We start from the raw sequence: 19,254 nt of genomic DNA, 5'->3' as shown, positions 1-19,254 counted from the left end.
GGCTCAGGCCTTCTTCGCCAGGAGCTTTTCCATTGGCACCTTGGTGATGGCAAAGCCGGCCAGCAGCAGGGCGGAATAGAGCGCCAGGTCGCGGGAAATCGGCTGCCCTTCGTACCAGGAGCCGACGATCACGGCGAACACCGGGAAGATGATGAAGACGAAGGACAGAATCACCGGGCTCAGGCGCTTGAGCAGGAAGAAGTAGACGATGAAGCCGCCGACCGACGCGCACAGGCCAAGGTAGGTCAAGGCCCACCAGGAGCGCGTGCTGAAGCTGACGAAGTCCGGCTGCTCCGCCCCCAGCCCGACCAGGAACAGCATCAGCCCGGCCAGTCCGATGGGCAGGGTGTTGTAGGTGATGACGCTGATCTCGGCCCCTTTTTGTTTGGTCATCACGTAGCACAGCGCGTGCATCACCGCCGCGGCGAGGATCGCCAGCACCCCGGCAAACTCGTCATGCGCCAGGCTCAGGCCCTGGCTGCGCAGGATCATGTACAGGCTGCCGAAGCCGATGGCGATGCCCGTCACCTGTGACAGGTAGATGCGCTCACGCAGGAACAGGGCGGAGAAGATCAGGATGAATACCGGCATGCAGCTGAACAGCAGGGCGGTGAGGCCGGAAGACACGTGGGTCTCGCCGTAGTTGAGCAGGTAGTAGGGCAGGCTGAAGTAGCACAGGGTGACGAAGACGAAGAAGCCCAGGCTGCCGCGCGGGAAGAAAATCGAGTCGCCACGGATCAGGGCGAAGCAGAGGAACAGCGGGAAGGCGATCAGAAAGCGCAGGCCGGAAGCGGTCAGCGGCGGCACGGTTTCCACGGCGATCTTGATGCCGAGCCAGGTGGTGCCCCAGCTCAGGCAGACGATCAGGAACAGCAGGCTGGTGAGCAGTGCGGCCAGCCACTGCTTGGTGGGTTTCTCGGTGTTTGCAATTGCGGCAGACATTGGCATGATGACAATCCTTCGTGATCACAAAATTGAACCCTAATATCCAGGAATCAATTGCGATTGATACTGGTCAATCAGGCTATTTGGACGGAAAATGGCTGTCAAACCAATTATTGACACGGTGTCAATTCTTTGCGAGGCACTTCGTGTCGGGCAGGGCGCCAAGTACAAGCGGCTGGCCGAGGCGATGCAGGTCAGGATTCAGGAAGGCAGTATCGAGGCCGGGGCCAAGCTGCCGCCGCACCGTAGTCTGGCTGACCGCCTCGGTGTGACCATCGGCACCGTCAGCCGGGCCTATGCCGAGCTGGAGCGCCTGGGGTTGGTGGTGGCGCGCGTGGGGGACGGTACCTTCGTTCGGCAGCGCGACCTGGAGCGCAAACGCGATGCCGGCTTCAGCAACTTTATCGAGGAGCGGCCAGAGCAGTACGACATGAGCCGCAACATGCACATCCCCGGTGCGGAAACCAACCTGCTGGCGCAGAGCCTGCAAGCACTCGCCAGGGACCCGCGGACCCTCGCCGAGGTCGCGCTGTATACGCCCGACTGCGGCCTGCCGCGCTATCGCCAGGCGGGCGCGCGCTGGCTCGCCCACGGCGACTTTCGCCCCCAGGCCGAGCAGATTCTGTGCGTCAACGGTGGTCAGCACGGTCTGCTCTGCACCCTGATGGCCCTGCTGCGCGCTGGCGATACCCTGGTCACCGAGCAGCTGACCTACCCCGGGCTGATCACCGCAGCACGCATGCTGGGCATCAAGCTGCTCGGGGCGGCGATGGATGCCGAGGGACTGATTCCGGCCTCGCTCGACGAGCTCTGCCGGCACAACCGGGTCAGTGCCATCTACTGCACGCCGACCTTGCAGAATCCGACCACCGGCGTGCTCTCCGCACAGCGCCGCGAAGCGCTGGTCGGCGTCTGTCGGGAACACAACCTGCTGATCATCGAGGACGAGGCGCATGCCGTGCTGGTGGCGGATCGGCCACCGCCCCTGAGCCACTATGCGCCGGAGCGTACGGTGTTGATCGGCAGCCTGAGCAAGGCGGTGGCGGCCGGGCTGCGCGTCGGCTATCTGCACGCGCCGACGCCGTTGCTCGGTCGCATCGCCGCTGCCTTGCGTGCCTCCTGCTGGATGGCCACGCCGCTGGCGATGGAGTTGGCGAGCAACTGGATCGAGAGCGGTGTGGCGCAGAGCCTGCTGCAGCAGCAGGTGGTCGAGATCGGCCGCCGCAAGGCATTGGTGCAGGCACTGCTGGACGGGTTGAACTACAGGACCCATGCGCAGTGCCCGCACTTCTGGATCGAAGTGCCGGAGCCCTGGCGGGCCTCGGACGTGGCCGCGGACCTGAAGATGAAGAATTACCTGATCGCCACGGCGGAGGCGTTCGCCGTGGGGCGTGCTGCGGTACCCCAGTTCGTCCGGGCCAGCGTCAGCAATGCCGCGCACGACGATCAGCTGCTTCTGCAGGGGTTTCAGGCCCTGGCCAACAGTCTGCGCCAGGGGATCGCTGCCTACGACGAATGAGCCGCAACGATGGCCGCCTGGCGCTTTTTCGCACGTTGATGGCGCATTGCCTTCTATCGTTCAGCTCATGAAGTCTGTGACTCTTCCGATATTGAGGGGTAGTCCGGAGGCAGTGAGGGCGTGGCTCGGCATTTGCTAGGTCAAGCGCTTTGCTGTCTCGTCCGATTCAGGAGTTCGACGATGAATGCGCTGTTGCTGCCTGGGGTGGGAGCCCTGGAAAAGTTCAGCTTCGCTCGCAAGTTCCAGTTGCTGGCGCTGCTGTTCCTGCTACCACTCGGTTATGCCGCCTGGTCCATCGGTGAGAACTACCTCGGGCGCCTGGAGGTGGTGGATAACGAGCACTCCGGGGTGATTCAGCTACAGGTCCTGGATCGGGTCGAACGAGCCCTGGTGAATCAGCGCAACCTCACCGCCCGGTGGAAATCCACCGAACGTGGCCGCCAGGCTACGGATGAGACCCAGGCGGCCATGGCGCAGCTGCAGCAGCGCGAGGGCGAACTGGATCAGGCGCTCGATCAGCTGCAGCAGATCTTGACCGAGGAGGGCGCTGGCAAGCCGGTGCTGGCGGGTTTGCAGGCCCTGCGCGGGCATCGCGATGGCCTGCGTGCCCAGGCCCTGAGCAGCGTCGGCTGGTGGCCCGATGCCTATGACCGTTTCACCCTGGCCTTGCAGCAGCTCAACGTGTTGCGTGAGCAGGTTGCGACCGAGAGCGGCCTGATCCTCGATCCCTGGCTGGAAACCTATCTGCTGATGCAACTGGCCACTCAGGATGCGCCGCGCCTGCAGCAGCAGCTCGGGGTGCTGGCCAGTGTGGGGCAGGGTGCGGTGGCCGCGGGGCAGTTCAGCCTGCAGAGCCGTTTGCAGTTGCGCGAGATCCGCAGCGCCACCGGGGTCTCGCGCCAGCAGTTGGGCAAGCTCGGCGAGCGCCTGCAGGGTGAGCTGCCGAAGTCGCTGTCGGCCTGGAACCAGGCCTACGCGCAGAGCCTGGAAGGACTCGACGCCTGGCTCGCGCAACTGGATCAGAAGATGTACGGCGACGAGGGGCTCAAGCTCGATGTCGCGGCGTTCGAGCAGGGCATGGATGGCGCCCATCAGCATATCGAGCAGCTGCAGCGCGCGACCCTGGAGGCGCTCGACAAGCGTCTCAGCCAATACCGCAGCAAGGCTTTGCGCGCGTTGGTTTTCACCCTTGGCGCGTTCGGCGTGCTGGTGCTGCTGGCGCTCTATGCGCTGGCCTGCCTGCAGGCCTCGATTCGTGGCAGCAGCTGGCGCATCACCTCGCTGGCGCAGTCGCTGCGTGATGGCGACCTGCGCCGGCATGTCACCGTGCACGGCAAGGACGAGCTGGCGTTGATCGGTGCGGCGCTGAACGATGCCGTGGCCCAGCTGCGTGGCTCGTTGCAGGGCGTCAACCGCGAAAGTGCCGAGCTGAGCGACACTGTGCTGGTGCTCAGCGAGGAGGCGCGGCGCGCCCTCGGCGCGGTGGAGCAGCAACAGCAGCAGGTCAGCCAGATCGCCGCAGCCGCCACGCAGATGGCGGCCACTGCACAGAGCGTGGCGGAGAACTGCGAGATGGCCGCCCAGGATGCCACCCAGACCCGGCATATCGCCGAGCAGAGCAACCAGCGTAGCCAGCAGACCACCGCCAGCATGCACCAGCTCACCGCACGCCTGGGCGATACCGCCGCGGCGTTCGGCGAGCTGCGCGAGCAGGCCCAGCAGATCGACCGGGTGGTGGATGTGATCAAGGGCATCGCCGAACAGACCAACCTGCTGGCGCTCAACGCCGCCATCGAGGCGGCGCGGGCCGGCGAGGCCGGGCGCGGTTTCGCCGTGGTGGCCGATGAGGTGCGCTCGCTGTCGCAGCGCACCCAGGAGTCGACCCGCGAAATCAGCGCCACGGTCGAGGCCCTGCAGCGCGTGGTGCTGCAGTCCGTGGAGTTGATGCAGACGGCCTGCAGCCAGGCCGAGAGCGAAGCCGGCGCGGTGACCGAGTTGGGTGAGCATCTGGGCGAGATCGCCGGCGCCGTACAGCGGGTCAGCGACATGATTGCGCAGATCGCGACCGCCGTTGAGCAGCAGGCGGCGACCGCCGAGGAAGTCAGCGGCAATATCCAGCAGGTCGACCAGGCCGCCGCCAGCCTGCTGCAGGGTGCGCAGACCGTGCATGGCGTTGCCGATCGCCTCAGCGCCGGTAGCCGCAGCCTGGCGCAGAACACGGCGCACTTTCACCTGGAGTGAGGGGCGCTGCGGCGTTTGACACTTTTTTAACAGCGAGCCGAGCACAGTGACGCGGTTTCCTCCACGAGCAAACCGTGATGACTACCGTGCAAACTCCCGCCGGACGTGCTGTTCGGGTCGACTGGGCCGGCCTGGGCTGGGCCTTCCTGTTCTTCTGGTATTTCTCCGGCGTAACCCAGGCGTTGATCCAGTTCACCGGCACCGCCGGCTTCACCGGCTTTCGCCAGGCGTTCCTGCTCAGCAGCCTGTGGCTGATACCGCTGCTGCTGTTCCCGGCACGGGCGCGCCTGTTGGCTGCGCTCATCGGTGTGCCATTGTGGCTCTGTTCGCTGGCGGCGTTCGGTTACTTCCTGATCTACGGCCAGGAGTTCTCGCAGAGCGTGATCTTCATTCTCTTCGAGTCCAACGTCAGCGAAGGCAGCGAGTATCTGGCGCAGTACTTTGCCTGGTGGATGGTGCCGGTGTTTCTCGCCTATGGCCTGGGGGCCTGGCTGCTGTGGCGCAAGATCAGGCCGGTGTACCTGCCGCGGCAGGCGGCCGTGCTGGCCAGTGTGGTGCTGTTCACGGTCTCGCTGGGCTACCCGGCGTTGCGCCAGTATCTCAAGCAGGGCGATCTGCATGAGGCCTTCGAGCATTTCACCGCGCGCCTGGAACCGGCCACGCCCTGGCAGCTGCTGGTGGGTTATCAGCAATACCGCAGCCAGTTGGCCAACATGCAGGATCTACTCGACGGCGCCAGCAAGATCGCCCCGCTGACCGCGCTGCAGGATGCCCATGCGGGCCAGCCGGCCACGCTGGTGCTGGTGATCGGCGAATCGACCAACCGCCAGCGCATGAGCCTGTACGGATACCCCCGTGAAACCACGCCGGAACTGGACAAGCTGCGCAGCCAGCTGCAGCTGTTCGACAACGTGGTCACGCCGCGCCCCTACACCATCGAGGCCCTCCAGCAGGTGCTGACCTTCGCCGATCAGCAGCATCCTGATGACTATCTGCGCACGCCGTCGCTGATCCGGCTGATGAAGCAGGCGGGTTATCGCACCTACTGGATCACCAACCAGCAGACCATGACCAAGCGCAACACCATGCTCACCACCTTCTCCAAGGAGGCCGACGAGCAGGTCTATCTGAACAACAACCGCGAGCAGAACGCCCGCCAGTACGACGGTGACGTGCTGGAGCCTTTTGCCAAGGTGTTGGCCGATGGCGCACCGCGCAAGTTCATCGTGGTGCACCTGCTCGGCACCCACATGAGCTACCAGTACCGCTATCCGCCGGAGTTCGAGCGCTTCACCGACCGCAGCGGCGCGCCGGCGCATGTTACCGATGCCCAGTTGCCGACCTACAACAGCTACGACAACGCCGTGCTGTACAACGATTTCGTGGTGTCCAGCCTGATCAAGCGCTTCGCTGCCACCGACCCCAACGGCTTTCTGCTGTACCTGTCCGACCATGGCGAGGCGGTGTTCGATGCGCCCAAGCCCGAGGTGCTCGGGCGTAACGAGGCGGCGCCGACCAGTCCGATGTACACCATTCCCTTCATGCTCTGGCAGGCGCCGAAGTGGCAGGGCCAGGACTACAGCTTCGCCCGTCAGCGCCCCTACAGCAGCGCCAATTTCATCCACACCTGGGCCGACATGGCCGGGCTGCGCTTCGCCGAGCTCGACCCCAGCAAGAGCCTGGTCAATGCCCAGTTCAAGGTACGGCCGCTGCTGATCGGCAATCCACAGCAACCGCAGAACCTGATCGATTTCAGTCTGATCAAACCCAAGGCGGCGCAGCTGGATGTCGCCTCACAGGGCGTCGACGAGGTGAAGCGACCGCTCTAACGCAACAAGCCGCCTGCTACCTTGGAGCGACCGCCGCGCGAATGGATTAACCCGTCGCGCGGCGCCTCAATCGAAGGAGGGAAATTGCACGAGCGATCGTGTGTTCCCGCTGCACACACCCTAAAGTCCCCCGCCGCGTAACCAACACAACAAGAACAACAGGGGACTGGGTTCATGAAGCGCATATTGACGCCGCTGGCACTCGCCTGCCTTTTGGCAGGTCCATCTTCGATCCATGCCGCCGCCTACAGCGGCATGGTGGTGTTCGGCGACAGCCTCAGCGACGCGGGGCAGTTCTCCAACGGACTCAACCCGATTCGCTTCACCACCCAGGTTGGGCCGACCTTCAGCTACTTCTCCAGTGAGTCCTTTGCCGGCACTTCACCGATGCTGATCGGTGAAGGTCTCGGCCTCGGCTCGCAGACCGCCTCCACCAGCCCGCTTCGTCAGGCGCTGGGGCAGGCCGACGGCGACAACTGGGCGGTCGGTGGCTACACCACTGCACAGATCTACCAGTCGATCACCCAGCCGGGCGGCTCGGTGGTCAGCTCTGGCGGCGTGCCGCTGCGTACTCGCGACGGCTTTCTGGTCGGCGGCCGGGTGGTAGACCCGGACACCCTGTTCTACGTCAACGGCGGCGGCAACGACTTCCTCCAGGGCCTGGTGGTCAGTGTGCCGACTGCCCAGGCTGCTGCGGTGCGCCTCGGCGATTCTCTGCGCGCCCTGCAGGCCGCCGGTGGCCGCTACTTCATGACCCCGCTGCTGGTCGACGTGGCGAACCCCACCACGGGTGGCGCCTTCAATCCCGCCCAATACACCCTGGCGCAGGCCTTCAACGGCGAGCTGATCCGGCAGATGGCGAGCCTCGACGCCGAGGTGATCCCGCTCAATGTGCCGCTGCTGTATCGCGAGGTGCTGGCCAATCCCGGGGCGTTCGGTTTCGACGCCAGCCAGAACCTGCTGGGGACCTGCTTCTACGCCGTCTCCATCACCGGAGCCACCGGTTGCCAGAACGCCACCTGGGGAGCGCTGAGTGCCACGCCTGATCCGAGCAAGCTGATCTACGCCGATCTGGTCCACCCGACGGCGGCGATGCAGCGGATTCTCGCCGACCAGGGGCTGTCGATTCTGGCCGCACCCTGGGAAGTCAGCCTGCTGCCGCAAGCGGCCGTGTCCGCCCTGGGCAGCGCGCGGAGCAAGCTGCAGCAGCAGTGGCTGGGTGACTGGGGGCGCTGGCAGGCAGTCGGCAAATGGCGCGGCTTCATCGATGGTGGGGTGAGCCGTGCGGATTTCGACGCTGCCGATACCAGCGCCGAGGGGGATGGCGATGGCAAGACGCTGAGCATGGGTAGCAGCTACCGTCTGGACGAACACTGGCGTCTGGGCGTGGCGCTGGAGCTGCAGGATCAGGATCTGCAACTTGGCCCGCGTGACTCCGAGTACGGCCTGCGCAGCTACCTGGCCAGCGCCTTCGCCCAGTACGACGACGGTCAGTTGTGGGGCGATGTCATGCTCAGCACAGGCTATCTGGATTACCACGACCTCGAACGCCGCTTCGCCCTGGGCATCACCACGCGTACCGAAAAAGGCGATAGCGATGGCCAGCTGCTGGCTCTGGGCGGGCGCCTGGGCATGGAGTTCGCGGTGGATGAGCGCTTGCGCCTGCGGCCGTTCGTCAGTGCCGATTACGCCCATACCCAGGTCAATGGCTATCGCGAGAGCGGTGCCAGCTCGACGGCGCTGAGCTATGACGATCAACGGGTGGAGTCGCAGCGCCTGGGGGTTGGCCTGCAGGCACGCTTTGCCCTGGCTGCCGACGCCGAGCTGTTCGGCGAGATCGCTCGTGAACGGGAGTTCGAGGATGATCAGCAAGAGGTGAAGATGGAGCTGAACAGCGTCGCCGGCGTGGACTTCGAGCTCAAGGGCTACGAGCCCGAATCGGACCTGACCCGCGCCACCCTGGGGCTGCGTCAGCAGCTCGCGGCGGACCTGGCCTGGCAGCTGGGTTACAGCTATCGGCACGCCGGCGACGCCGATCAGCACGGCATCAGCCTGGGGCTGGTGCTCGACTGGTAACCAGCAGGCCGTCCTGCAGCCACTGCTTGAGCCAGCCGGCGGCCAGTGCCGGCGCCTGTTCGCCGTGGGCGGCCAGGCTTGCGCACAGCTCGCCGAACGTGGCGCCGGCGAGCATGGCCTGCAGGGCGCCGGTTTCGTCGCTGGCCAGGGCGCGGTAGCGGCAGACCAGATCCTGACGCCACACCAGGCACAGTTCCTCGGCCGCCAGTGCCTGGCTGGCGGGGAAGTCGGTCGCGGCCTTGACTGCCCGCCACTGCGCCAGGCTGTTGTAGCGGCAGGGCAGGCGTTGCAGGCTGGGGTGGCCACTTACCTGCAGCGTCGGCCACTGCTCGGCGGGCAAGGCGGCGATCTGTTGCAGGCTCAGCGGTTCAGCATCGGCGGCGTCGAAGGCCAGGGTAAAGGCCCACTCCAGGCGTGCCAGTTCGGCCAGTGGCGCGGCCTGCTCGGCGATCAGGTGCCGGTCGACGAAGCCCGGCAACTGTTCACCCAACCAGCGCAGGCTGTAGTGGCGTGGCGGATGGGCGCGCAGGTAAGCGTGCATCAGCGCGTCGAATTCCGCGTCGCCGAGCCAGGCGTGCACGGTCGGATAGTCGCCGCGCAGGGTTTCCAGCAGTCGCGCGCGATAGGCGTTGTGGTAGATGCCCAGACCGCCGGCGCCACTCAGGGTCGGCCCGTCGCGCAGTTCGGGCAGCAGTGCCTGCATGGCCTGCGGGTCGTCGTTCAGCAGGTAGCTTTCCAGCTCGCGCTGCCAGTCGTTCAGGCGCATTGGCGCGCCTCCAGGGCAGCGCGGGCCAGTTCGCGCGCGCGCTGCAGCTCGTCCAGTAGATCGTCCAGCGGCGGTAGCCGGTCATCGCGTTCGAGCAGGGTGGACACCGGGCCGAGATGCTCCAGGGTGCGCCGATACAGCTGCCACACCGGATCTGCCACCGGGTGGTCATGGGTGTCGATGACGTAGTCGCCGTAGTCGCTGTGCCCGGCCAGGTGCAGCTGGCGGATGCTTTGCGGCGGCAACGCGCTGATGAAGTCCCAGGGTTCGAAGCCCTGGTTGCGTGCACTGACGTAGACGTTGTTGACGTCCAGCAGCAGCTGGCAGCCGCTCTCGGCGCTGAGGGCGGCGAGGAAGTCCCACTCGCTGAGGGTCGAGCTGGCCGGCTGTACGTAGCTGGAGAGGTTCTCCAGCACCAGGGGGCGTTCGAGGATGTCCTGCACCTGCCGCACGCGTTCGCTGAGGTAGGCCAGGCTTTCTTCGTTGTAGGGCAGCGGCAACAGATCGTGTAGCTGGTGGGCATTACCGCGGGTCCAGCACAGGTGGTCGGAGACCCAGGCCGGGTGCACGCGGCTGATCAGTTGCTTGAGGCGCTGCAGGTAATCGCGATCCAGTTCATGCGGGCCGCCGATCGACAGCGACACGCCATGCATTACCAGTGGGTAATGCTCGGCAATGGCGTCGAGGTAGTAGAGGGCCTTGCCACCCTCCACCAGGTAGTTCTCGGAAATGATCTCGAACCAGTCCACAGCCGGGCGGCGGTCGAGAATCTCCTGGTAGTACTGGCTGCGCAGGCCGAGGCCGTGGCCGAGATAGGGAAGCATGGGGCTGGGATGTCCTTTTGTGGCCGGGGTGCGGGCCGACTGGGTCGGCCCGCGCATCGCTTACTCGCGGACTTCGCCACCGGCAGCATTGCACTCGGCAATGGTCATGGCCTTGAAGCCGTGGCCTTTGCACGACGCCTGGCCCTTGCAGCTGTTCTCGGCGGTCTTGCAGTCGTTCTGGCCCTTGCACGAGGTCACGCCGTAGCAGTGCACCTGAGCTTCTTCGGCGACCACCTGGGTCGGCAGGCTGGCGAACAGGCCGGCGGCGGCCAGGGCCAGGGCGGCGCCGGTCATGGTGGAAGCGGTCTTGTGAGTCATGGTCAGTTCCTCTTGGTATGAACCGGCTGGCTGCCGGACATGACACTAGAGTAGGTCGTCCCGCGAGCGTTACAGGTGCAGGAAAAAAAGATTGGATGCTGCGCGTGCGAGATGCTCTTTGGGAGCCTCTGGGCGGCACGTCGCTTGCGCCAGGTGACGGCGCCTCGGGCTGCTTCGCGTGGTCTTTATCGCGGTTGAAGCCGCTCCCGCAGAAGCCGGGCCGGTACTCGGGCAGCCTGTGCCTGGCGCAGGCAAAAAAAACCCGGCACGAGGCCGGGCAAAGTTGCTGAGTAGCTCGGGGGTCAGTTCATGCCGATCCAGTTGGGCAGGGCCAGGGAGATGAAGGGCACATAGGTGACCAACAGCAGGAAGGCCAGCAGGATCATCAGCCACGGCAGTGCGGCGCGGATGGTGGCGGTCAGCGGCATGCCGGTGACCGCGGAACTGACGAACAGGTTGAGCCCCACCGGCGGCGTGACCAGGCCGATCTCCAGGTTGACCACCATGATGATGCCCAGATGGATCGGGTCGATGCCCAGTTGCGTGGCGATGGGGAACAGGATCGGTGCCAGGATCAGGATGATCGCCGAAGGCTCCATGAAGGCCCCGGCGATCAGCAGCACGATGTTCACCACCAGCAGGAAGGTGATCGGCGTCAGGCCGGCCTCGATCACCCAAGTGGTGATCTGCTGCGGCAGCTGCTCGGTGGTCAGCACGTGGGCGAACAGCATCGCGTTGGCGATGATGAACATCAGCATGATGGAGAGCTTGCCGGACTCCAGCAGCACCTTCGGCACTTCGCGGAAGGTCAGGTCCTTGTACACGAACAGGGCGATGAAGGCCGAGTACACCGCCGCTACGGCGGCCGCTTCGGTCGGGGTGAACATGCCCGAGTAGATGCCACCGAGGATGATCACCATCAGCAGCAGACCCCAGATGGCCTTGCGTGCGGCACCCAGCCACTCGCGCAGGCTGGCGCGCGGCAGGGCCGGCAGGTTCTTCTTCACCGCGACGATGTAGATCGCGATCATCAGCGTCAGGCCGAGCAGTACGCCCGGCACCACGCCGGCCATGAACAGCTTGCCCACCGAGGTTTCGGTGGCGGCGGCATACACCACCATGACGATGCTCGGCGGGATCAGGATGCCCAGGGTGCCGGCGTTGCAGACGATGCCGGCGCCGAACTCCTGCGGGTAGCCGGAACGGACCATGCCGGCGATGGCGATGGAGCCGACCGCGGCCACGGTGGCCGGCGAGGAACCGGACAGCGCGGCGAACAGCATGCACGCCAGCACGGCGGCAATCGCCAGGCCGCCACGGATGTGGCCGACGCAGGCGTTGGCGAAGTCGATCAGGCGGCGCGCCACGCCGCCGGTGGTCATGAAGGCGCCGGCCAGGAGGAAGAACGGAATTGCCAGCAGGGTGTAGTGCTCGCTGGTCTCGAACAGCTTGATCGCCAGCGAACGTACGGAGTCGGGGCTGAAGAAGATGATGGTCAGCGAGCCGGCCAGGCCTAGGGACACGGCGATCGGCACGCCGATGAACATCAGCACGAACAGCATGAAGAAGAGGAACAGTACTGTCATGGCTTGTGCTCCTCATGCTCGGTCAGTTTGACGGCTTCGGCGGCTTCGTCAGCCAGGCCCAGGCCGGTCTGTTGGCCGCGCAGGATGCGCACCAGGATTTCGGCGAAGCGGATGAATACCAGGGCGAAGCCCAGCGGAATGATCAGGCCGATGTGCCACTGCATGATGCCGTAGTGGCCCAGGTCTTCGGCGCCGATGGCGGCGGTGAACAGGGTCTGCACCCACTCGAAGCTGGCCACGCTGATCAGCCCGGCATAGCCCAGGCAGCACAGGCAGGCGATCACGCCGATCACCCGCTGGATGTGCTTGGGCGCCAGCTTGACCAGGGCATCCACACCGATGTGCCCGGCGGTACGCACACCGTAGGCCAGGCCGAAGAAGATCAGCCAGGCGAACAGAGCCTTGGTCAGCGCGCTGCTCCAGGTCATGGCCTGGGCGGCGGCGAGAATGCCGTCACCGATGGCGAACAGGAAGTCGCTGGCCGCCGGCCAATGGTCAGCCAGGGTGTAGAACAGGGTGTAGAGGTTGTTGAGGATGACGTAGACGAAGGTCACCAGCGTCATGGCCCCCAGGAGAAAGGCGATGAAGGCTTCCTCGAAGTGGTCCCAGATTCGCCGCAAGGCATTCATGTTTTCTTCTCCAGCGTGATGGACAAGACCCCGCGACAACAGACTGCGGGGTCTTTGGCTGCAGGCAGCTGCCTACAGCATCAGGTGGCTCGGGCCACTCTTACTGGTTGGCGGCTTCGGCGGCCTTGATCAGGTCCGGGCCGATCTCGCCCTCGAACTTCTTCCATACCGGCTTCATCGCTTCACGCCACTCGTTGCGCTGCTCCGGAGTCAGGCTGATGATCTCGGTGGTCTTGGCGTCGAGGATGCGCTGCTTGTCGCCCTGGTTGAGGGCGTCGGCCTGCTTGTTCACCTCGGCGGTGACCTCGACCATGATCTTGCCCAGCTCGCTGCGCACGTCTTCCGGCAGGCCGTTCCAGAACTTGGTGTTGGTGATCAGCATGTAGTCCAGCAGGCCATGGTTGGACTCGGTGATGTACTTCTGCACCTCGTGCATCTTCTGGCTGTAGATGTTCGAGTAGGGGTTCTCGGCACCGTTGACCACACCGGTCTGCAGGCCCTGGTAGACCTCGGCGAAGCTCATCTTGCGCGGGTTGGCGCGCACGGCCTTGAACTGCTCTTCGAGCACGGCGGAAGCCTGTACGCGGAACTTCAGGCCACGGGCGTCCTTCGGTTCACGCAGCGGCTTGTTGGCCGACAGCTGCTTCAGACCGTTGTGCCAGTAGGCCAGGCCGGTGATGCCCTTGGACTCCATGGAGGTCAGCAGCTTCTGGCCTTCCGGGCTGTGCTGGAAGCGATCGACCGCGGCCATGTCGTTGAACAGGAAGGGCAGGTCGAATACCTGCAGCTGCTTGGTGTACTGCTCGAACTTGGCCAGCGAGGGCGCGATCAGCTGCACGTCGCCCAGCAGCAGGGCTTCCATTTCCTTGCCGTCACCGAACAGCGAGGAGTTCGGGTAGACCTCGACCTTGACCTTGCCAGGCAGGCGCTCTTCGGCGAGCTTCTTGAACATCAGGGCGCCCTGGCCTTTCGGCGTGCTGTCGGCGACCACGTGGGAGAACTTGATGACAATCGGGTCGGCTGCCTGGGCCAGGCTGGAGATGCCGAGGGACAAGGCGCAGGCGAGCGCCATGGCGGTCTGCTTGAACATGCGGAGTTTTCCTTTGTTGTGATTGTGAGGTCGAAGCGCGTGGCACGCCCCGCTTCCCTAACACTGTAGACGGGGCTGCATCGGGGAGAAGCTATAGCAACCCGGATGCCAGCCCGGAACACGGCCGCAGCCCAGTATTCACGGGGCCTGTGCTTGGAGGGTTGGCGACTTTTCGCCAGTGTCGTGTTCGCGCTTGGCGGTTTTCCGCCATTTGCCCCTGCTGCTCGTCGGCAGAGCCCGGGCGCGGCTTGACGAGGCCGGGCCTGCGGCGCACATTCGCTGGCAGACCACAGTGCATGTGGCGCCGCTTTCTCTCCCTTCTTGGTATTTCGCGTTCAGCAGTCGCCTTTCCCCTGCCCAACCCTGTAGCGGGAGTCGGCGACATGTCTCATCCTGTCTTGGCCACGGCCTATGCCGTGGGTATCTGTTGTGGCTGCCTGGCTTTGCCGGCGCAGGCCCAGTTCTATGCACTGACCGATCTCGGCAGCCTGATCATCACCTCCTACAGCGTGCCGCATAGCCTCAGCGAGAACGCCGATGTGGTTGGCTATAGCTATGCCGGTACCGGGGCCCACGCGTTCCTCTGGACGGCCAGCGGTGGCATACAGGATCTCGGCACCCTGGGCGGCAGCACCAGCTACGCCTATGGGGTCAATGATGCGCAGCAGGTGGTCGGTTACGGCGTGCAGAGTGGGGGCGACAAGGCCTATCTGTGGACCGCTGCCACCGGCATGCAGCTGCTCGGCACGCTCGGTGGCGCGGCCAGCTATGCCCGCGAGATCAACGATGCCGGGCAGGTGACAGGCTACAGCCAGATTGCCAGCGGCAAGTACCGCGCCTATCGCTGGACGGCCGAGGGCGGCATGAACAACCTCGGCACCCTGGGCTCGGCCAGCAGCAACAGCTACGCCACCGGCATCAACAGCGCCGGTCAGGTGGCCGGCTTCAGCCATGTCGGCAGCAATGCCCACGCCTTTCGCTGGGACCCCGGCAGTGGCATGCAGGATCTCGGCACCCTCGACGGTGGCAACAGCTACGGCAAGGCCATCGGCGGCAGCGGCGCGGTGGTCGGTTACGGCAGCTATGCCGGCGCCGAGCATGCTTTTATCTGGACGCCCTCGGGCGGCATGCAGGACCTGGGCACCCTGGGCGGCGCCAACAGCTATGCCAAGGGCGTCAACAGTGCGCAGCGCGTGGTGGGCCAGGCCGATACCGCGACAGCCTCGGTCGGTTATGTCTGGAGCCTCGCCGAGGGCATGCAGAACCTCAACGACCTGCTGCCGGATGCCGGTGGCTGGTTCATCGAAGCGGGGCTGGGCATCAATGATCAGGGCGTGATCGTGGCCATGGGACGCAATACCTTTGGCCGCGTGCATGCCCTGTTGTTGGCACCGGTGTTGGCCGAGGACTAGTCCGGCCGGCCGCTAGATGCTCTGTCCACAGCGCGGCGCCGTCAGCGGCGGCGGCCCGGCCTGGCTGGCAGCGAGCACCTGCAGGTGGGCCACGCAGCCATGCTTGAGGGTGGTTTCCAGTAGCAGGCTCTGCACCGCCAGCAGGTCGCCATCGAACACCTGCTGCAGGCCGGCCATGCCCTGGTAGCTGTTGTTGCCCAGCAGCAGGCTGGCGACGCCCTGCAGGTTGATCATGGACTTGCCGATTGCCGACAGGCGGTTATCGAGCAGGCTGATCTCGCTGCCGCCCACTGCTGGCTGGTTGATGATGCGGATGGCGTATTCCGGTGTGCTGCTGATGCGGTTGTCGAGGATCAGCGCGCGGCGAATGTGCTGGCCCTCGATGCCGCTGCCGCCGCTGTTGGCAATCAGGTTGCCGGCCAGCAGCAGGCCATCCACTGGGTGTTGCGGGTCGCCCAGCAGGGCGATGGCGCTGGCGCCGGTGCCGCCGATCAGGTTGCCTTGCAGGGCCAGAGCGCCTTGCTGCAGCTGGGCCTCGATGGCCGACTTGCCGATATCGCTGAGCAGGTTGCGGCTGATCAGGCCACTGCTGCCGTTGCGCAGGCGGATGGCGCTGTGGTTGCGCACGCCGCTGATGCGATTGCCGCGTACGCTGACCAGGCTGGCGGAGAAGTCCAGGCCGTACTGCTGCAGGTCGTGAAAGCTGGAGTCTTCGATCAGCGCCTGGGCGTCGTGCAGTTCGGCGCCGCTGGACATCTCGTGGAACTGGCTGGCGCGAATCAGCACCCGTGCGGCTGGTGTGGCAGCCGCCTGCTGCTGGCTGCGCAGGCTGGTCAGGCCGCGGGCCAGGTGGGCGTTGTAGCCGAGGCGGCTGAGCTCGGAGCCTTCGATCAGGGTGGTGCTGCCGGCCCAGGCCATGATGAAGGGGCGGAAGCTCTGTGCCGAGAGCTGCGCTTGTTCGCCGCTCCAGCTTTGCACCTTGGCCTGGCGCAGGATCAGCAGGCCGCGGTTGATCACGGCGGCGCCGGCGCGACTGTTCAGGTACAGCTGTTCGTTCTCCACCCGCAGCGCTCCTTGCGGGCCGATCAGCAGGGGATAGCTCAGCAGGTAGCCGTCCTTGTGCCGTTGCAGTACGCGCGGGTCGTTCACCCGCTGGGCCAGTTCGGCCAGGCTCAGGCTGCCGTTGTCCAGCAGCAGCGCCTGCGGGTGGTGCGCCTGATAATCGGCGATCACGCGGAACAGGCCGCTGCTGGCGAAGGGCTCGAACGGCCAGCTGCCGGCCTGGGCCGAGAACAGGTTGGACAGGCCGACACTGGCGCGGCCGCCGGGCGGCGTGACGCTGAACAGGGCGGGGTCCAGGCCCTGGGCTGGCGCCGCCAGCAGTTCGGCGATGCGCGCCTGCTGCGGGTGGCTGCTGAGTGCCTCCAGGTGATGGTGGTAGAGGCCTTGCTGGGCCGTGGCGGCACTGCTGGCCAGCAGGAGCGGCGCGATGCAGCGGCGCAGGATGGCGAGCGGGAGCATGGCGACACCTCGTGATTCAGTGAACATCGGGATACAGCGGCGCGAGGCGACCACCGAGTTGGCTGTAGCCATCGGCGGCGACACCGACGTTGGTGTACAGGTGGCGGGCTTGCTTGTGTTGCGGGTACTGGCTGAGAAACGGCAGCAGCCAGACCATCTTGTACGGCGGCACCGGATATTGCGGCTGGCCGCGCAGCTCGCTCAGCGCGCGCTCGTCCAGCACGCTGAGGGCGGCGAAGTTGGCCAGTTGCTGCAGTTTCTGCTGGTCTGCGGTGCTCAGGCCGGGGCCGTTCAGGCGTGATGACTCAGCCAGCAGCATCAGCGGAACCAGGGCGTAATGGGTGTAGTTGGCCGCCAGGCGCCCCCGGCCCAGCTCGTTGGGCAGGTAGGCGTAGTCGCCATGGGGCGAGACGCTGATCTGCCCCAGGGCGCGGCGGAAGTTGCGCTCGCCCCAGGCGATGTAATCGTCGCGACCGAGCAGCATGCCGGTGGCGGCCATGGCCCAGCCGGCCCAGTAGTCATGGTTGTTGAAATAGGCGAAGTCGGGTGCGAGGCGCGGCGCGTAGTCGGCCATCATCAGTTCGGCCAGGCGTTGCAGCCACTGCTTCTGTGCACTCGACAGCTGCGGCTGGCCGCCGCTGACGGCCTGGGTCTTGAGCAGCGTCGAGGCGATGGCCGCCAGCGTCCACTTGCGCGCGGCCATGCCGGTCTTGCTGGTGTCGCGGCTCTCCAGGGCACCGGCTTCGGCCCAGGCCTGCAGCCACTGGTCGATGCAGGCCAGTGCGGTGCCGGCCTGCTTGGCGTTCTTCGCCTGCAGGTAGTAATCGGCGAACTGGGCCAGGCGCTGACTGAACTCGGCGATGCGCGCATGGGTTTCCTTGGAGCGCGCCGACACCTTGTTGCTCAGGGTCGAGCGGCTGGCGTCACTCTGGTCGTACTTGCTATCGATCTGCAGCGGCCCGGTGTAGGGCTCGGCGACTTTCTTCGGGCACTCCAGCTGGCGATAGTCGCCGACCTGGCTGCTCAGTGCCGTCGGCTGCGGCGCCCAGATCGACTGGGCCTGGGCGCTGCCGGCCAGGGTCAGCAGCAGGGCGGCCAGCGGTTTCACAGGCATAGTTGCAGCTCCACGCTGCTGGGATGTTCCAGCGGCTCGCTGGGCTCGAAGAACACCGAGATCAGATTGGCGTCGCGAAATACCGGGTCGCGGCTCAGCTCCAGGTAATACTGGCCACCCTCGACGATGGCTTCGCGGCGATACCACACCTTGTCGCGCTGGCCGTTGTCGTAATAAACGATCAGGTAGAAGTCCTTGAGGTTCTTGTCGCCCAGCTTGAGGTCGATGAAGCCGGGCTTGCCGCGCAGATCCAGGCGACTGCTGCCGGCATTGCTGAACAGCTCGCGGCGCTGGCCGGGTTGCAGGACCGGCAGCTCGCCGCTGCGTTTGCCGAGCACCTGGGCCTTGGCGCAGCCACCGCGAATCGCCGGCTGCAGTTGTCGATAGAGCAGCGGGTCCTCCAGGTGGAAGCTGGCCGGTAGCTCCCAGATGATCATCTTCGGTGGCGCATCCGGCGAATAGTCGGCCGACTGCAGGTAGTTGAGCAGCGCGCCTTCCTGGCCTGCGCCGGGCAGGGCGACATTGAGGATGTCGACGCTGAGGTATTCCTTGAGGTAGCCGTCGAAGTTGTAGTTCTTGGTGTCGTCGTCGCGGCTGGCCGAGTTGCTGGTGCCGACCAGTACCACTTCCTGCTCGCTTTCTTCGTCGAACAGTGCGCCGAGGTCGTCGCCTGCCGGCACGGTCTGGAAGCCGCGGGCGTACTGGAAACCGTAGTTGTTGCCACAGATCTTCTTCAGGGCCCGGCTCATGGTGCCGTCCTTGGGCAGCATCACGCCTGGCTCGGTGCGGTAGCTCTTCTTCGTCAGTTCGGCGTAGAAGGGCTGTTGCTGGATGCTGTCGGCCACCACCTTGGCCGTGACCTGCGCGCCGGTGGGCGTCCAGTGGTGGTCACGGCGGAAGAAGTAGTCCTGCTGCGGTGGGTGGTCGACCAGCGGCAGGATGTCCGGCACCACGGCGCCACCGGCGCGCAGCTGGCCGAGGAAGGCGGCCAGGTTGCGCCGCGCCTTGCTGAAGTCGAAGCCATAGGCCGCATCTGCCCGCACCTTGTCGCGGTGCATGATGCCGCGCGTCGGCTGCACGGCGATCACCACCTGGGTGCCCTTGGCGTGGAAGGCATCCATCAGCCGCTTGAACTCGCCGCGCATGTCGGGCGGGATGCCGAAGTCGTTACTCAGGTCCACTTCGGAACGAAACAGCCAGGTGTCGTCGCCCGGGGCGATGTACTTCATCGACTTCATGATGCCTTCGCTGTAATGGCTCGGCTCGGCCAGGCCGGAGCACAGCAGGCAATCGAGCTCGCACTGCTGTTCGGCAGCCTGGGCGGCAGGCGCGAGAAACAACAGCAGGGCGACGAGGAGCGGGCGCGGCATGTTCATGGGCTTAC

The 19,254-nt window shown here is 65.5% G+C and carries 15 protein-coding genes and 1 pseudogene; 6 read left to right on the top strand and 10 right to left on the bottom strand.

Features of this window, described 5'->3' with window-relative positions:
* Nucleotides 1-3: 3 nt before the first annotated feature.
* On the bottom strand, nucleotides 4-942 hold the full coding sequence (locus tag AYB31_RS00675) for a DMT family transporter (protein ID WP_068824752.1): 939 nt from the start codon (nucleotides 940-942) through the stop codon (nucleotides 4-6).
* A 97-nt stretch (nucleotides 943-1,039) separates the two neighbouring features.
* Between AYB31_RS00675 and AYB31_RS00670 the strand changes: the two genes are divergently transcribed.
* From AYB31_RS00670 to AYB31_RS00655, 5 genes and pseudogenes are all read left to right on the top strand, one after another.
* On the top strand, nucleotides 1,040-2,464 hold the full coding sequence (locus tag AYB31_RS00670; protein ID WP_068824750.1) for an aminotransferase-like domain-containing protein: 1,425 nt from the start codon (nucleotides 1,040-1,042) through the stop codon (nucleotides 2,462-2,464).
* A gap of 180 nt (nucleotides 2,465-2,644) precedes the next feature.
* Nucleotides 2,645-3,844 (top strand): annotated as a pseudogene (locus tag AYB31_RS22190) (HAMP domain-containing protein); the annotation flags it as partial.
* A 153-nt stretch (nucleotides 3,845-3,997) separates the two neighbouring features.
* A complete protein-coding gene (locus tag AYB31_RS22185) occupies nucleotides 3,998-4,705 on the top strand; it encodes a methyl-accepting chemotaxis protein (protein WP_442961782.1) in 708 nt (235 codons plus the stop codon).
* 77 nt (nucleotides 4,706-4,782) lie between these two features.
* Nucleotides 4,783-6,534 (top strand): phosphoethanolamine transferase CptA, encoded by a 1,752-nt coding sequence (cptA, locus tag AYB31_RS00660; RefSeq protein WP_153020612.1) that lies wholly within the window; start codon nucleotides 4,783-4,785, stop codon nucleotides 6,532-6,534.
* A 174-nt stretch (nucleotides 6,535-6,708) separates the two neighbouring features.
* A complete protein-coding gene (locus tag AYB31_RS00655; RefSeq protein ID WP_068824744.1) occupies nucleotides 6,709-8,610 on the top strand; it encodes an autotransporter domain-containing SGNH/GDSL hydrolase family protein in 1,902 nt (633 codons plus the stop codon).
* Here AYB31_RS00655 and AYB31_RS00650 read toward each other — a convergent pair.
* The 6 genes from AYB31_RS00650 to dctP form a co-directional block, all read right to left on the bottom strand.
* The gene (locus AYB31_RS00650; protein ID WP_068824742.1) at nucleotides 8,582-9,376 is read right to left on the bottom strand and encodes an HvfC/BufC N-terminal domain-containing protein; all 795 of its coding nucleotides are present in this window, start codon (nucleotides 9,374-9,376) and stop codon (nucleotides 8,582-8,584) included. The genes AYB31_RS00655 and AYB31_RS00650 overlap by 29 nt on opposite strands.
* Nucleotides 9,367-10,200, bottom strand: a complete 834-nt coding sequence (bufB, locus tag AYB31_RS00645; protein WP_068824740.1) for an MNIO family bufferin maturase — start codon at nucleotides 10,198-10,200, stop codon at nucleotides 9,367-9,369. Before bufB ends, AYB31_RS00650 begins: the two co-directional genes overlap by 10 nt.
* Nucleotides 10,201-10,260: 60 nt before the next feature.
* Complete coding sequence (bufA2, locus tag AYB31_RS00640; protein ID WP_068824738.1) at nucleotides 10,261-10,518, bottom strand: BufA2 family periplasmic bufferin-type metallophore; 258 nt, start codon at nucleotides 10,516-10,518, stop codon at nucleotides 10,261-10,263.
* A 302-nt stretch (nucleotides 10,519-10,820) separates the two neighbouring features.
* Entirely contained in the window at nucleotides 10,821-12,104 is a 1,284-nt protein-coding gene (gene dctM, locus AYB31_RS00635; protein ID WP_068824736.1) for a C4-dicarboxylate TRAP transporter large permease protein DctM, read from the bottom strand.
* Nucleotides 12,101-12,733, bottom strand: a complete 633-nt coding sequence (locus AYB31_RS00630) for a TRAP transporter small permease (RefSeq protein WP_068824734.1) — start codon at nucleotides 12,731-12,733, stop codon at nucleotides 12,101-12,103. The genes dctM and AYB31_RS00630 overlap by 4 nt, the downstream gene beginning before the upstream one ends.
* A 100-nt stretch (nucleotides 12,734-12,833) precedes the next feature.
* The gene (gene dctP / locus AYB31_RS00625; RefSeq protein WP_068824732.1) at nucleotides 12,834-13,823 is read right to left on the bottom strand and encodes a C4-dicarboxylate TRAP substrate-binding protein DctP; all 990 of its coding nucleotides are present in this window, start codon (nucleotides 13,821-13,823) and stop codon (nucleotides 12,834-12,836) included.
* Between the two features lie 383 nt (nucleotides 13,824-14,206).
* Here dctP and AYB31_RS00620 point away from each other — a divergent pair, with 383 nt between their 5' ends.
* A complete protein-coding gene (locus AYB31_RS00620; RefSeq protein ID WP_068824730.1) occupies nucleotides 14,207-15,235 on the top strand; it encodes an HAF repeat-containing protein in 1,029 nt (342 codons plus the stop codon).
* A gap of 12 nt (nucleotides 15,236-15,247) precedes the next feature.
* Here AYB31_RS00620 and AYB31_RS00615 read toward each other — a convergent pair whose 3' ends face one another.
* Genes AYB31_RS00615 through AYB31_RS00605 form a run of 3 tightly spaced genes read right to left on the bottom strand, consistent with a single transcriptional unit; the run spans nucleotide 15,248 to nucleotide 19,246 of the window.
* Nucleotides 15,248-16,756, bottom strand: a complete 1,509-nt coding sequence (locus tag AYB31_RS00615; RefSeq protein ID WP_068824727.1) for a right-handed parallel beta-helix repeat-containing protein — start codon at nucleotides 16,754-16,756, stop codon at nucleotides 15,248-15,250.
* A 16-nt stretch (nucleotides 16,757-16,772) separates the two neighbouring features.
* Nucleotides 16,773-17,870 (bottom strand): polysaccharide lyase, encoded by a 1,098-nt coding sequence (locus AYB31_RS00610; RefSeq protein ID WP_068824725.1) that lies wholly within the window; start codon nucleotides 17,868-17,870, stop codon nucleotides 16,773-16,775.
* Nucleotides 17,861-19,246: an alginate O-acetyltransferase AlgX-related protein gene (locus tag AYB31_RS00605; RefSeq protein ID WP_068824723.1), complete on the bottom strand. Its 1,386-nt coding sequence runs from the start codon at nucleotides 19,244-19,246 to the stop codon at nucleotides 17,861-17,863. Before AYB31_RS00605 ends, AYB31_RS00610 begins: the two co-directional genes overlap by 10 nt.
* Nucleotides 19,247-19,254 lie beyond the last annotated feature (8 nt).

This window comes from Pseudomonas sp. BMS12, assembly GCF_001592875.1.
Taxonomy (GTDB): Bacteria; Pseudomonadota; Gammaproteobacteria; order Pseudomonadales; family Pseudomonadaceae; genus Aquipseudomonas.
The sequence above is the reverse complement of the archived record's forward strand: the minus strand, read 5'-3'. Positions and strand labels throughout refer to the sequence as shown.